This is a genomic window from Gemmobacter sp. (assembly GCF_046292685.1).
GTDB lineage: Bacteria > Pseudomonadota > Alphaproteobacteria > Rhodobacterales > Rhodobacteraceae > Wagnerdoeblera.
The window spans coordinates 1-14,642 of the sequence record NZ_JBKBQM010000062.1; the positions used below are offsets into that span (position 1 = coordinate 1).

Genomic DNA, 14,642 nt, shown 5'->3' on the forward strand with positions numbered 1-14,642 from the left:
GTCCGGGCCGCAGGCCCGGATCGGCCGCTCCGGTGGAGCGGGCGAAGCGGCGAACGCCCGAAGCGCAAGCGGAGGGCCGGCAAGAGCGGTCCGGGCCGCAGGCCCGGATCGGCCGCTCCGGTGGAGCGGGCGAAGCGGCGAACGCCCGAAGCGCAAGCGGAGGGCCGGCAAGAGCGGTCCGGGCCGCGTCGCCTGCTGATGCGGGCTACTGCGCCAGCCCCTGGCCGATGGCGGCAACCGGCGACAGGATGATTTGCGTGGCGCCTTGCACCGTCAGCACGGCGCCCGGCAGCAGCCCCACGCGCGAGGTGGCATCCTGGCCCAGCGCCTCGTCGATGTCGCCGATCCGGTTCAGCAGCTTGATCAGCGCAGGCGAGTTGCCGGCGGTGAAATGCCCGTCGCCGCTGGCAAAGGCGCCGACTTCCAGCAAGGTCACGTCCAGCCCGGCGAGTGCGCGGACATCCCGCAGGTTGCCCAGCCGCGCCTGTTCGCGGGCGATGGTGGCCGACAGCGCAAGCGCGCGGTCGCGGGCCGAGGTGAAGACGACAAAGGGCTGCGGCAGCCGGCCGATGGCCTGCGCCTGGGCGCGGAACACGTCCACATCGATATCGGGCGAAATCAGCAGCACGCCGCCGATGCGACGCATCACCTTGTCATCCTTGCGGATGGCCATTTGCCGCAAGGCCTCCATCGTCAGATGCCCGCCCATCGAATGCGCCACCAGCAGGATCCGGTCGGCCCCGGCCAGGGCCACCTGATGCAGCAACTTTTCCAGGCCATCGCGGGAAAACAGTGCGGAATCGCGGTCGTAGGCATAGCCCAGCGCATTCGCTTTGGACGGCCAGCTGTAATGCACCGGCACCCCGGGCAGGTCGAGGTCGCGGTTCAGCTGGGCAAAGCGGTAAAGCCCTTCGGCAAAGGTGTTGTTGAAGCCGTGGACGAAAACCACGGCCTCGCGCATGCCGCGGCGGGTGCCCCGCATCGCTTCGGCCAGCTCGGCGCGGAAATCGGCATCGCTGTCGAACCGGCGCTCGGCCAGCGTGGCGATCTGGCGCCGCGGATCGACCTCGCCTCGGCGCGGCGGCATCGGCAGGCTTCCGGCCTGGCGGTCGATCGGCAACGAGATGTCCTGCCGCAGGTAACGCGTCTCGAAGCTGCGCTTGCCGATGTTCAGCGTGCCGTCCGGGTCGTCGGTGCGCGTGGTGCCGACGAAGACGCGCTCGACCACCACGGCTTCGGGCGGCGCTTCGGCAAAGCGGATGACCGTGCGCGGGGCGCAGGCCGTCAGAGCCACCGCCAGCAGCAGAAATGTCCATCTGTTCGTCGTCATGCGCCCTCGCACCATACCCCCGCTTGCCCGTCAAGCCGCCGCCTGCAACTCGGCGACCAGAACCTGCCCCGCCGCTGTCAGCTCCACCCGCCCCGCCCCGATCAGGCAGCCCCAATGCTTCACGTGAAACGGGGCGCCGCCGGCCCGGATGCCTTGCGCCCGCAGTGCCAGCACCGCCACGACATCGCCTTCGGCCGTCATCGCCCCGGTCCCGACGCGCACCCGCGCCAACATCGCGCCGCGCCGCCACATCACGTTGCAGTCCACCGCCGGCCCCGCCACATCGCAGGCCGACACCGGCACATCCCCGGCAAACCCCACCGGCACCAGCGGATCGGCGCGCAACCGCCCCTCCGGCCCTGCCAGACCGAAGCCCGGCCCCCCGATCACCGTCAACGACCGATCCACGCCGGCAAAGCGCGAAAAGGGCCCATCCTCCACCACCTGCGCCAGCGACAGCCGCCACAAGAGCCCGCCGGCATCGTCCACCCGCATCACCTCGGTCGTCACGCCGCGCCCGTTGGCCCAGGGCATCTGCACATAGCCTTCGGGGTCCAGCACCTGCATCACTTCGCCGCCTCCGCCTGCAAATCCTCGAAATCGAACGCATCCAGCCGCCGCGCCCGCCGCCCGGCCTTTTCCGCCGAAATGCGGATCTCCTCCACATCCTTCGCGGCGAGGCCGAAGTGGCGGTCCAGTGCCTCCACCCGGGCGCCCAATCGCTCCACATCGGCATGCAGCAGGGCCAGCTCCTTGCGGATCGCCCCGGCCTGCTCGCGCATCCGCGCATCCTTCAGCACGGCGCGCATGGTGTTCAGCACCGCCATGCAGGTGGTCGGCGACACGACCCAGACCTTCAGCGCAAAGCCCTCGCGCACCACATCGGCGAAATTGGCGTGCAACTCGGCATAGACCGCTTCCGAAGGCAGAAACATCAGCGCCCCGTCGGCGGTCTCGCCTTCCACGATATAGCGCTCGGCGATCGCCCGCAGATGCGCGCGCACGGCCGCCCGAAACGCCCGCCCGGCCTCCTGCGCGGCGGCGGGGGTGCGCGCCGCCCGCAGCGCCTCATAGCCTTCCAGCGGGAACTTCGCATCCACCACGATCGGCCCCGGCGGCTGCGGCAGATGGATCAGGCAATCCGCCCGCCGCCCGTTGCCCAGCGCGGCCTGCATGGTGAAACTCCCCGGCGGCAACGCCTTGCGCACGATGTCGTGCAGCTGGATCTCGCCAAAGGCCCCGCGGGTCTGCTTGTTGGACAGGATGTCCTGCAACCCCAGCACCTCGCCCGAAAGCTTTTCCATCCGCGCCTGCGCCCGGTCGATGGTTTCCAGCCGCTGCTGCAATTCGCCCAGCGACCGCGCCGTCCGCGTGGCGGCGCCTTGCAGGCTTTCGCCCATCCGCGCCTGCACCTCGGCCAGACGCGCCTCGATCAGCTGCAACATCGCGGCCTGCGCCCGGGCCTGCGCATCCGACACATGCGCAAGGCCCCCCGACAGGCGCTCCTGCCCTTCGCCCAGCGCCTGCACCCGGTTCGCCAGCCAGCCCAGATCGTTGCGCAACGGCTCGGCCGCCCGTGCCGCCCGCGCCGCCGCCCGCAGCGTCAGCAGCATCACCAGCCCCAGCCCCAGGCCCGCCGCTGCCGCCAGCACGCGCCAGTCGTCCGGCACCCATTCGGCAACCGCCATCATGCGCGCCCGAACAGCCGTTCGATATCGGCCAGCCGCAGCTCCACCCAGGTCGGCCGGCCGTGGTTGCACTGGCCCGACAGGGGCGTTGCCTCCATCTCGCGCAACAGCGCGTTCATTTCGTCGGCGCGCATCTGCCGGCCGCTGCGCACCGACCCGTGACAGGCCATCCGGCTCAGGATCGCCTCGATCCGGGCCTGCAACCCGGCGATGCTGCCCTGCGCGGCCAGCTCGTCGGCCAGGTCGCGCACCAGCGCCGCCGCGTTCACCTGCCCCAGGATCGCCGGGGTTTCCCGCACCGCCACCGCCCCGCCGCCAAAGGGCTCCAGCCCCAGGCCCAGCCGTGCCAGTTCCGGCGCCGCCTCCAGCAGCCGCGCGGCCTCGTCGGCGCCCAGTTCCACGATGTCGGGAATCAGCAGCGCCTGCGCCGCCACGCCGCCGGCCTCGGCCTGCCGCTTCAACCGCTCGTAGACCAGCCGTTCATGCGCGGCATGGGCATCGACGATGACCATGCCGGTTTCGGTCTGGGCGATGATGTAGGTTTCGTGCACCTGCGCGCGTGCGGCACCCAGCGGCCGGCGGATCGCCTCGGCGCTTTCGTCCGAAACCGGCTCGACACGGCCCGCCGGCCCATCGGCAAAGCCCATCGGCGCCTGAAACGCGGCCGCCCGCGCCAGCGTCGCGCCGCCCGGCCGGTCCATCTGATAGACCCGGGGCGCCGCCGCCGGCGCCGCCGGCGCGGCCCGCATCGCCTCCAGCGCGGCAGCCCCCAGCGTGGTCGAGGCGCGATGCCCCGCCTCGGCCAGCGCATGGCGCAAGGCCGAAACGATCAGCCCGCGCGCTGCGCCCGGGTCGCGGAACCGCACCTCGGATTTCGCCGGGTGCACGTTCACATCCACCAGATGCGGGTCGCAGTCCAGAAACAGCACCGCGCCGGGGTGGCGGTCGCGGCTCAGCACATCGGCATAGGCGGCACGCAAGGCGCCGAACAGCATCCGGTCCAGCACCGGCCGCCCGTTCACGAACAGGAACTGCGTCACCGCCGCCCCGCGCGACCAGGTCGGCAGCGCGGCATAGCCCGACAGCCGCAGCCCGTCGCGCGTCGCGTCGATGGGCAAGGCATTGTCGGTGAAATCCGCCCCGATCACCCGCGCCAGCCGCCCGCGCAAGGCGCCGAACAGATCGCCGGTTTCGGCATCGGCGCGAAACACCAGCCGGCCTTCGCCGCCTTCGGTCACATCGCGCAAGGTGAAGGCCACGCCGGGTGCTGCCATGGCCAGCCGCCGCACCACATCGCCGATCGCCATGGCCTCGGCCCGGTCGCTGCGCAGGAACTTCAGCCGCGCCGGGGTGGCAAAGAACAGGTCGCGCAATTCCACCACCGTGCCGCGGCTCAGCGCGGCAGGGCGCACCGGCTCCATCCGCCCGCCGGCGACGCGCAGCTGCGCGGCCTCGGCCCCGGCGGCGCGGCTGGTGATGCTCAGCCGCCCCACCGCGCCCAGGCTCGGCAGCGCCTCGCCGCGAAAGCCGAAGGTGTGGATATCCAGCAGGTCGCTGCCGTCGATCTTCGAGGTGGCATGCCGGCTCAGCGCCAGCGGCAGATCCTCGGCCGTCATGCCGCAGCCGTCGTCCGCCACCCGGATCAGCGCCTTGCCGCCTTGCGCATAGGCCACCTCCACCCGGCGCGCCCCGGCATCCAGCGCGTTTTCCACCAGCTCCTTCACCGCCGAGGCCGGGCGCTCCACCACTTCGCCGGCGGCGATGCGGTTGATGGCGGCTTCGTCCAGTTGCCGGATGACCGGGCGCATCTTGGGGGTTTGGCTGTTCATGCCCCCAGATATAGCAGGCCCCCGAGCGCCGCGCTACAGCCAATCCCGGGGGCAAACCTTGACGATTCGTTAAAACGCGCCGCCAACCCATTGGAATCCCTGGGGTGGCCCCCTGTCCCTTCAAGGGACAGGCGGTTTACCGCGGCTCCAGCCCCTCGGGCGCGCCGACGACGACAAAGCTCAGCCGGGCCGGGTCGAACACCCGCGCCGCCGCGCGCCGGGCATCCTCCAGCGTCACCGCCTCGATATAACCGTTGCGCTTTTCGGGGTAGTCGGGCGGGTAGCCGTCCAGCATCAGCCCGACCAGCTGCCGGGCGATGGCGGCGTTGCCGTCCCAGCGCAGCGGGTAGGCTCCGGTCATGTAGGTCTTCACCGCCTCCAGTTCCTCGGCCCCGATGTCGGCGATGCGCGCCCATTCCGTCCGGATCACCTCGATCGTCTGCGCCACCGTCGCGTTGGCGGTCTGGACCTGCCCCGACACCAGCGCGGCATGGTCCAGCTGCGCCAGCCCGGCCCCGATGCCATAGGTCAGGCCGCGCTTTTCCCGCACCTCGGTCATCAGCCGCGTCCCGAACCGCCCGCCGCCCAGGATTTCCGAGGCGACGAAGGCGGCAAAGAAATCGGGATCGCTGCGGTCGATCCCCTCGTGGCCGAACAGGATCACCGACTGCGGGCCGGGAAAGGGCTCGATCTCAACCTGCCCGTTCAACCCCACCGTCGCCGGCCCGGGCAGCGCAGCACCCTCGGCCGGCAACCCGCCCAGCAGCCGGTCCAGCATCGGTGCAAGGTCGGCCGCCGAAATGTCGCCCACCGCCGCCACGTAAACCCGGTCCCGCGCCAGCGCCGCCCGATGCGCCGCCCGCATGTCCTCCACCGTCAGCCCCGCCACGCTTTCGGGGGTGCCGTCGCTCGGCCGGGCATAGACGTGGTCGCCGAAGGCCAGCCGGTCGAACACCCGGGCCGCAATCGCTTCGGGATCTTTCGCATCCTGCTGCAAGCCCGCCAGCACCTGCCCGCGCACCCGTTCCAGCGCATCGGGGGCGAATGCCGGCTCCACCAGCGCCCGGCGCAGCAGGTCCACCGCCTGATCCCGGTTTTCCGACAGGAACCGGGCCGAGACCGAAACCGTCTCGCGCCCCGCCGCAAAGCGATAGCTCGCCGCCAGCCCGTCGCGCGCCGCGGCAAAACCCTGCGCGTCCAGCTCGCCCGTGCCTTCCTCCAGCAGCCCCGCCATCAGTACCACGCTGCCTTCCTTGCCGGGGGCGTCCAGCGTGGCGCCGCCGCGAAAGCGGATTTCCAGCGCCACGAAGGGAATCGCCGGCTCCTCGACCAGCCAGGCCGTCACCCCGCCCGGCGAGGTCACGACCTGCACCGGCACCTCCGCCCAGGCCGGCAGCGCCGCCAGCCCCAGCAACCCCACCAGACGCGCGATCATTGCCCGGCCTCCTTGCGCAGCCAACCCGTCACCGATTGCCGCCGGTCCAGCACGGTGCGGGCGGCCTCCATCACCTGCTCGGGGGTCACGTCTTGCAACACCTGCGGCCAGGCCACCACGTCGCCCACCGTCAGCCCGCTGGTCAGCGCCTCTCCATAGCGGCGCGCCACGCCCATCGTGCTGTCCAGCGCATAGATCTCCTGCGCCCTCAGGCGGGCCTTGATCCGCGCGAAATCCTCGGCGTTCACACCCTCGGCCAGAAACGCCGCCAGCGCGGCATCCATCGCTGCCTCGGCCTCGGCCAGCGTCACGCCGGGCGCCGGCACCGCGACCACCGATAAGGACGAGTGATCGTAGCCGGTCGCGTCGTAAAAGGCGCTAGTCTGCACCGCGACCTGCTTGTCGAACTGCAAGGCCCGCGCCAGCACCGAATTCGGCCCCGACCCGCCCAGCAGCTGCGCCAGCACCACCAGCGCCGCCGCCTGCCCCTGCGCGCCCGACTGGCGCGAGGGCGCCAGGTAGCTGCGGATCACATAAGGTTGCCCGACGCGGGCATCCTCGAAGATCACGCGCCGCTCGGCGATCTGCGGCGGTTCGGCCGGGCGCTCGCGCCCCGCGATGCGCCCGCTGGCCGGCAACACGCCATAGTGCCGTTCGGCCAGTTCCTGCACCTCGGCGGCGGTGGTGTCGCCTGCCACCACCAGAATCGCGTTGTCCGGCGCGTAATGCGCCCGGTAGAACCGCAACGCCGCCTCGCGGTTCAACTGCTCGATCTCGTGGCGCCAGCCGATGATCGGGCGACCGTAGGGATGGTTGAGATACAGCGCCGCCAGCCGCTGTTCGGTGAACAGGCCGTTCGGGTCGCTGTCGGTGCGGGTGGCGCGTTCCTCCAGCACCACCCCGCGTTCGGTATCGACATCGGATTGCGCCAGCGTGAGGTTGACCATGCGGTCCGCCTCCATCGCCATCACCATCTCCAGCCGGTCGGCGGCGACGCGCTGGAAATAGGCGGTGTAATCCCAGCTGGTAAAGGCATTGTCGCTGCCGCCCTGCGCTGCCACGCGCTGCGAAAACTCGCCGGGCGCCATCGTCTTGGTGCCCTTGAACATCAGGTGTTCCAGAAAATGCGCCAGCCCCGATTCCCCCGGCGCCTCGTCGGCGGCGCCGACGCGATACCAGACCATGTGCACCACGACCGGGGCGCGATGATCCTCGATCACCACCACCTGCATGCCGTTGCCCAGGGTGAAATGGCTGACCCGGTCGTCCGCCAAAGCCAGCATCGGCCAAAGCGACATCAGCAGCAATACAAGCAAACGCATCGGGCCCTCCGCCAGCAGACGTGGCCGGAACCTACGCTCTCGCCGGGCAGGGTCAAGCCGACCGACAGGAAAGTGAACGGGTTACTTGCGGTCGTAAGGCGGGGTGGCCGAAGGCGTGCGCGCATTGGCCCGGCGCCAGCGTTCCAGTTCGGGGTCCGCGCGCAGGGCGCTGTTGCCATAGACCCGGTGATAGGTCGAGGTGCCGAAAAGCCGCTCCAGAAGCCGCGGGCTGTTGCGGCTGCGGAACGCCTCGTCCTCGGCCGCAAGCTGCTCGCGGATGTTGCCGGCCACGCCGCCGCGCCCGGCGGCCGCCACCAGCGCCGCATCGGTGCCGCCCGCCCCCGGCCGCCCGCCCAGGGCAATCACGGCATCGTCCAGCGGCGCGGGGTCCACCAGGTTGCGCGCGCCCGGTTCGGGCGGCGGGAGCTCCTTGAAATCCTTGGGCATCTGCAACGGCTTGGTCGGCAGGATGGCAAACTCGTCCGGCCCGTCATGCGGCGAACGCAGGTTCATCAGGCGCTGCGGCTCGTCGCGCGACCCGCAGGCCGACAGCACCAGCACCAGCCCCAGCGCACCCAGCGCTGCACCTTTCCCTGCTGCCATGCCTGCCTCCTTGCGCCAACCCTGGCCCGTCTTACCCCAAGGCGCGGCGCCCGTCACGGGGTCTTTCGCCGCTTCGGCGCGCTGCCGCCGCCCGAAAACAGCACCAGCCCGAAGGCACCGGCAAAGATGCTGATGTCGGCCACGTTGAAGGAATAGGGGTTGGCAAGACCGCAACACGACATGTTCAGAAAATCCGCCACCGCGCCGTAAACCACCCGGTCCACCACATTGCCCAGGGCGCCCCCCACCAGCAGCCCGGCGGCAACCTGCGCCACGGGCCGCTGTGCCTCGCGCCGCGACCAGACCCAGACCCAGCCCGAAATCGCCAGCGCCAGCACGATCAGCGCCCAGCGCGTCAGGTCGCCTTCGCCGGCGAACAGGCCGAAGTTGATGCCATGGTTCCACGCCATGCGCAGGTTCAGAAACGGCGGCCAGACATCGATGGCCAGCACCCGCGCCAGATCCAGCACATGCACGACCAGGTATTTCGTCGCCTGATCCAGCCCGAATATCCCCAGGGCCACCGCTCCTGCCAGTCTCACCGCGCCTGCCTTTCACCTTGTCCAAATATCCCGGGGGTGCGGGGGCAGCGCCCCCGCGCGCTCAGTGCCGGAAATGCCGCATCCCGGTAAACACCATCGCCAGCCCCGCCGCATCGGCCGCGGCGATCACCTCGGCATCGCGCATCGACCCGCCCGGCTGGATGATGGCGGTGGCCCCGGCCTCGGCCGCCGTCAGCAGGCCATCGGCAAAGGGAAAGAAGGCATCCGACGCCACGACCGACCCGCGGGTCAGGGGCTGCGCCAGCCCCAGCACCTCGGCCATGTCCTGCGCCTTGCGTGCGGCGATGCGGGTGCTGTCCACCCGGCTCATCTGGCCGGCGCCGACGCCTACGGTTGCGCCGTCCTTCACGTAAACGATGGCGTTCGACTTCACGTGCTTGGCGACCTTCCAGGCGAACAGCAGGTCGGCCATCTCGGCTTCGGTCGGGGCGCGCTTCGTCACCACCTGCAAGGCGGCCGGGTCCAGCCGGCCGTTGTCGCGGTCCTGCACCAGGAACCCGCCCGCCACCTGGCGGAAGGCCAGCCCCCGTGCCGCCGGGTCGGGCAGGGCGCCGGTCGTCAGCAGGCGCAGGTTCTTCTTGCCCGCGAACACCGCGCGCGCGGCCTCGTCGGCCTCGGGCGCGATGACGACTTCGGTAAAGATCTCCACGATCCTTTCGGCGGTGGGGCCGTCCAGCAACCCGTTGAGCGCGATGATCCCGCCGAAGGCGCTGGTCCGGTCGCAGTCGAAGGCACGGTCATAGGCTTCGGCCAGGGTGGCCCCGGTCGCCACGCCGCAGGGGTTGGCGTGTTTCACGATCACGCAGGCGGGCTGGCCCGCGCCCAGTTCCGCCACCAGCTCGAAGGCGGCGTCGGTGTCGTTGATGTTGTTGTAGCTCAGTTCCTTGCCTTGCCACTGCTTCGCGGTGGCCACACCGGGGCGGTTCGTGCCGTCGGTATAGAAGGCTGCGGCCTGATGCGGATTTTCGCCATAGCGCAGGGGCTGGGCCAGCGTGCCGGCAAAGGCGCGCCGGCGCGGCGTGGCCTCGCCCAAGGCACCGGCCATCCACGACGACACGGCAGCATCGTAGGCGGCGGTGCGGGCATAGGCGATCTGGGCCTGGCGCTTGCGGAACGCGAGCGTGGCGGCGCCGTCATGCGCCTTCATCTCGGCCAGCAGCGCGGCGTAATCCTCGGGGTCGGTGACCACGGTGACGAACTTGTGGTTCTTGGCCGCCGCGCGGATCATCGCCGGGCCGCCGATGTCGATGTTCTCGATGCAGGTGTCGTAATCCGCACCCTTGGCCACGGTCGATTCGAACGGGTAGAGGTTGACCACCAGCAGGTCGATGGGCTCGATCCCGTGCGCGGCCATCGCCACCAGGTGTTCGTCGTCGTCGCGCAAGGCCAGCAGGCCGCCATGCACCATCGGGTGCAGCGTCTTGACGCGGCCGTCCATCATTTCGGGGAACCCCGTGACCTCGGCCACATCGCGCACCTTCAGCCCCGCCGCCCGCAGCGTCAGCGCCGTGCCCCCGGTCGAGATCAGCTCGACCCCGTAGCCGGCCAGCGCCCGGGCAAAGGGAATGAGCCCCTCCTTGTCGGAAACCGAGATCAGCGCGCGGCCAATGGGGACAAGATCGGTCATCGGGTTGCCTTTCAGTCAGACGGGAGGCTCGTCCCGTTCGAGATCGCGGATGGCCAGCGGCGTATCCTGTGCCTTCGCCAAGGTCCAGCCGACTTCGCAGGCATAGTCCAGAACACGCGCGGAAAGGACGATCTGTTTTGTCGCGCGCGGCTTGAGGCGGCCCTTTTCCAGGTAGACCGACGGTTCCAGCGACAGGGCCGCGGTGCCGTCGTGGCGAAACACCCAAATCTCGCCCGACCGCAGCCCCAGCGAAACCGCGGTGCCGCCCATGTCGATTTCGGCATCCACCTCGGGGTGCAGGTGAAAGCGGATCGAGAACGCCACCCCCTGCAACCGCGTGGCCGACAGCACCGCATCGAAGCGCTTGCGTTCGGCGGTGGTGAAGGCGCCCAGCGTATCCTGCCCCGACAAGGCCCGGCCGTCGGGCGAAAGATCGAGCCCGCGCATGTGCGTCAGCCCGTGGGTCTGGGCCCAGCCGGTGTGCCCGATCAGCACCGCCTGCCCGTCGGCGCCTTGCGTCAGCCGGGCGGGAATCGCCTGGGCGCGGTCGGTCAGCCGTTCGCCGGTGCCCAGCCGGCTGGAGGAATAGCCGTCGATGGCCAGGGTGGAATGACTGGCGGTGGCGCGGCCCGCGCGGCGCCACTCGGGGCCGAAGGGCGCGCCCGAGCCGCAGGACACGATCACCGGGCGGCGGCCCGAGGTCAGCTCGAACGCGAGGGTCGAGGCGTGGGCCGCGGCCGAGGCTCGGCCTTCGGGCGGGGCCTTGGCATCGACGATCACGGTGGTGCGGCCGGCGTGCAGCCGGGCAAAGCCCATCGCAAGCCCGGTCACCGCCATCGGCTTGACCCCCGATTGCGCCAGCGCGTGGTCCAGCCGCCCTTCCAGCCCGCGCCCGCCGCCATGAAACCGGGCCAGGCCACCATCGGCATGGCGCAAGGCGCGCAAGGTGGGCGCCACCCGCCCGATGGCTGCGGTCAGGTCGGGCAGGGGCTTGCGCCCGGCATCGGCCAGCGCCTGCGCGGCCCAGGTCAGCAGGCTGAGCACATCCAGCAGCTCCTCGGGGTTGCGGGTGGGAATGCCGCCTTCGGCGTCGATCTCGGTGCGGCATTCGCGGGCCAGCGCGGCCAGCGCCGGATCGACCAGCCCGCCCAGCCCATCCAGCGCGAGGCTTGCGCAGATCAGGCCGGTCAGTGCCTCGAACCGCGGCAGGCCGGGGGCGGCGGCACGCCAGCGGCGCGACAGATACAGCGCCTGCCGGGTCAGCGCGGCGAAAAACGCATCGGCATCGCGCTTGTCGCGCCCGGCCAGCAGCATCAGCGCATGGTTGACCCAGCGGATCAGCCGCCGCCCGGTCAGGTCGGGGGTCCAGCCGGGCCCCTTGCCGGTGCCGCAGGCGGCGATCCAGTCGAAAACCCAGGTCTGGGCCGTGCTGCGTGCCGCATGGTCGCCGGCCGCGGCCAGATCGTCGAGCCAGGCAAAGCCGTGCGCCGCCTCGACAAAGCCGGGGTCTTCGGGCATGGCCTGCCACAGGGTGCGGCCCGGCGCCTCGACCAGGACGCCGCCCATCAGGTAGTTGCCCGCCACCAGCTGCCGCCCGCGCGCCACCATGCCGATGCTGCGCGGTTCGGGCTGCGCCACGAAGCCCGAGGACGGGCGCGCAAACCCGGCGCGCCACGCCGCGATGCGGTCGGCCAACCGCGGGCGGCGGTCGGGTTCGGGGCCGGGGGGTGCGGGGTCCGCCATGATGCTGTGTCGGGCCGTGATGCTGCTCGGGCGCACCATAGCCGCGGCGCAGCGGCCTGTCACCCCGCCCGGGCGCTGCGCCGGATTCCCGATTGCACGAGGGCACGGGTTGCGGTTAGCTGCCTGCCCGGCTGACGACGAAAGGATGTGCCATGCCCCTAGCCCCCGATCCCGCCCGCCAGATCGCCTTGCGCATCGCGGCCGACATTTCGGCCCGCCCCGACCAGGTTGCCGCCGCGGTCGCGTTGCTGGACGGGGGGGCCACGGTGCCTTTCATCGCGCGCTATCGCAAGGAGGCGACCGGCGGGCTGGACGACACCCAGTTGCGCACGCTGTCCGAACGGCTGGTCTATCTGCGCGAACTGCATGCCCGACGCGAGGCGATTCTGGCCTCGATTTCCGAACAGGGCAAGCTGACCGACGACCTGGCCGCGCGCATCGCCGGGGCCGAGACCAAGGCCGAACTGGAAGACCTGTATCTGCCCTACAAGCCCAAGCGTCGCACCAAGGCGATGATCGCGCGGGAAAACGGGCTGGGGCCGCTGGCCGAGGCCATTCTGGCCGACCGGGCGGCCGACCCGGCGGTGCTGGCGGCCGGGTATGTCACCGAAGCGGTGCCGGATACGAAAGCCGCGCTGGAAGGCGCGCGCGACATCATCGCCGAAGCGGTGGCCGAGAATGCCGACCTGAAGGCCCGTCTGCGCGACCTGATGCGGCGCGAGGCGCGGCTGGAGGCGCGGGTGGTCGAAGGCAAGGAGGCCGAGGGGGCCAAGTTTTCCGATTACTTCGCCCATTCCGAGCCCTTTGCCACCTGCGCCGGGCACCGCGCGCTGGCCATGTTCCGCGCGCGCAACGAAGGCGTGCTGACCCTGGACCTGAGCCTCGACCCCGAGGCGGCGCCGGGGCAGGGCCGGGCCGAAGGGATGGTGAAAGGCGCGCTGCAGGTGGGCCGCGCCGGCAAGGGCGACGCATGGTTGGGCACGGTTGCGGGCTGGTGCTGGCGGGTCAAGCTGCGCCCCAGCCTGACCGTGGACCTGATGATGGACCTGCGCGAACGCGCCGAGGAGGAGGCGATCCGCGTTTTCGGCCGCAACCTGAAGGATCTGCTGCTGGCGGCACCCGCGGGCGGGCGGGCGACGATGGGCCTCGACCCCGGGATCCGCACCGGGGTGAAGGTGGCGGTGGTGGATGCCACCGGCAAGTTGCTGGAAACCGCCACGGTCTATCCCTTTCAGCCGAAGAACGACCTGAAGGGGGCGCAGGCCATGCTTGGCGCGCTGATCGTGAAGCATGGGGTCGAGCTGATCGCCATCGGCAACGGCACCGCCAGCCGCGAGACGGAAAAGATGGTGGCCGACCTGCTGTCGCTGCTGCCCGGGGCGCGCAAGCCGACCAGGGTTGTGGTGTCCGAGGCCGGCGCCTCGGTCTATTCCGCCTCGGCGCTGGCGGCGGCGGAGTTTCCCGACCTGGACGTGTCCTTGCGCGGGGCGGTGTCGATTGCGCGGCGGTTGCAAGACCCGCTGGCGGAACTGGTCAAGATCGAGCCGAAGTCGATCGGCGTGGGCCAGTATCAGCACGATGTGGACCAGTCGAAGCTGGGCCGTGCACTGGATGCGGTGGTGGAAGATGCGGTGAACGCCGTGGGGGTGGACCTGAACACGGCATCGGCCCCGCTGTTGGCGCGGGTGGCCGGCATCGGGCCGGGGCTGGCCGAAACCATCGTCGCGCATCGCAACGCCAACGGCCCCTTTGCCACCCGGCGCGAGTTGCTGAAGGTGGCGCGCCTCGGCCCCAAGGCCTTCGAGCAATGCGCAGGGTTCCTGCGCATTCCCGGCGGCAAGGAGCCGCTGGATGCCAGCGCCGTGCACCCCGAGGCCTATGACGTGGCACGCCGCATCGTGGCGGCCTGCGGGCGCGACCTGCGCGCGCTGATGGCCGACCCAACGCCCTTGCGCAAGCTGGAGCCTCGGGACTTTGTGGACGAGAAATTCGGCCTGCCCACGGTAAAGGACATTCTGGCCGAACTGGAAAAGCCCGGCCGCGACCCGCGCCCGGCCTTTCGCACCGCGACCTTTGCCGAAGGCGTCGAGGAGATTTCCGACCTGCGCGTCGGCATGGTGCTGGAAGGCACGGTGACGAACGTGGCGGCCTTTGGCGCCTTTGTGGATATCGGCGTGCACCAGGACGGGCTGGTGCATGTCAGCCAGCTGGCCGACCGCTTCGTGAAAGACCCGCACGAGGTGGTGAAGGCCGGCGATGTCGTGAAGGTGCGGGTGACCGAGGTGGACGTGGCGCGCAAGCGCATCGGGCTGACCATGCGCAAGGAGGGTGGCGGCCGCGACGAGGCGCCGAAAGGCCGCGAGGTGCCCCCCAAGGGCGGCCGCGGGCCGATGCAGGCCGGGCCCAAGGTGGGCGGGTCTGCGCCGGGGGGGCTGGGGGCCGCGCTGCTGGATGCGATGCGCAAGCGGTGAAAATGGCGGCGGGGGGTGCGGGGGGCCAGCC

The 14,642-nt window shown here is 70.8% G+C and carries 11 protein-coding genes; 1 reads left to right on the plus strand and 10 read right to left on the minus strand.

Annotated features, from left to right (window positions below; all coding sequences use genetic code 11):
* Positions 1-205: 205 nt before the first annotated feature.
* The 10 genes from ACK4S2_RS14045 to ACK4S2_RS14090 form a co-directional block, all read right to left on the minus strand.
* Entirely contained in the window at positions 206-1,330 is a 1,125-nt protein-coding gene (locus ACK4S2_RS14045) for an alpha/beta hydrolase (RefSeq protein WP_409625627.1), read from the minus strand.
* A gap of 30 nt (positions 1,331-1,360) precedes the next feature.
* Positions 1,361-1,897, minus strand: coding sequence for a HutD family protein (locus ACK4S2_RS14050; RefSeq protein WP_409625630.1), 537 nt, complete (start codon positions 1,895-1,897; stop codon positions 1,361-1,363).
* Positions 1,897-3,021, minus strand: coding sequence for a DNA recombination protein RmuC (locus ACK4S2_RS14055; protein WP_409625633.1), 1,125 nt, complete (start codon positions 3,019-3,021; stop codon positions 1,897-1,899). The genes ACK4S2_RS14050 and ACK4S2_RS14055 overlap by 1 nt, the downstream gene beginning before the upstream one ends.
* Complete coding sequence (gene mutL / locus ACK4S2_RS14060) at positions 3,018-4,847, minus strand: DNA mismatch repair endonuclease MutL (protein ID WP_409625636.1); 1,830 nt, start codon at positions 4,845-4,847, stop codon at positions 3,018-3,020. The genes ACK4S2_RS14055 and mutL overlap by 4 nt, the downstream gene beginning before the upstream one ends.
* Positions 4,848-4,983: 136 nt before the next feature.
* Complete coding sequence (locus tag ACK4S2_RS14065; protein ID WP_409625639.1) at positions 4,984-6,282, minus strand: M16 family metallopeptidase; 1,299 nt, start codon at positions 6,280-6,282, stop codon at positions 4,984-4,986.
* Positions 6,279-7,604, minus strand: coding sequence for a M16 family metallopeptidase (locus tag ACK4S2_RS14070; RefSeq protein ID WP_409625642.1), 1,326 nt, complete (start codon positions 7,602-7,604; stop codon positions 6,279-6,281). The genes ACK4S2_RS14065 and ACK4S2_RS14070 overlap by 4 nt, the downstream gene beginning before the upstream one ends.
* An 81-nt stretch (positions 7,605-7,685) precedes the next feature.
* Positions 7,686-8,207 carry a DUF3035 domain-containing protein gene (locus ACK4S2_RS14075; RefSeq protein ID WP_409625645.1) on the minus strand — a complete coding sequence of 174 codons (522 nt, stop codon included), beginning with the start codon at positions 8,205-8,207 and terminating at the stop codon, positions 7,686-7,688.
* A gap of 53 nt (positions 8,208-8,260) precedes the next feature.
* A complete protein-coding gene (lspA, locus tag ACK4S2_RS14080; RefSeq protein WP_409625648.1) occupies positions 8,261-8,749 on the minus strand; it encodes a signal peptidase II in 489 nt (162 codons plus the stop codon).
* Positions 8,750-8,810: 61 nt separating this feature from the next.
* On the minus strand, positions 8,811-10,397 hold the full coding sequence (gene purH, locus ACK4S2_RS14085) for a bifunctional phosphoribosylaminoimidazolecarboxamide formyltransferase/IMP cyclohydrolase (protein WP_409625650.1): 1,587 nt from the start codon (positions 10,395-10,397) through the stop codon (positions 8,811-8,813).
* Between the two features lie 15 nt (positions 10,398-10,412).
* The gene (locus ACK4S2_RS14090; RefSeq protein ID WP_409625652.1) at positions 10,413-12,140 is read right to left on the minus strand and encodes a heparinase II/III family protein; all 1,728 of its coding nucleotides are present in this window, start codon (positions 12,138-12,140) and stop codon (positions 10,413-10,415) included.
* 152 nt (positions 12,141-12,292) lie between these two features.
* On the opposite strand from ACK4S2_RS14090, the gene ACK4S2_RS14095 reads away from it, so the two are divergent.
* Positions 12,293-14,611: a Tex family protein gene (locus ACK4S2_RS14095; protein WP_409625655.1), complete on the plus strand. Its 2,319-nt coding sequence runs from the start codon at positions 12,293-12,295 to the stop codon at positions 14,609-14,611.
* Positions 14,612-14,642 lie beyond the last annotated feature (31 nt).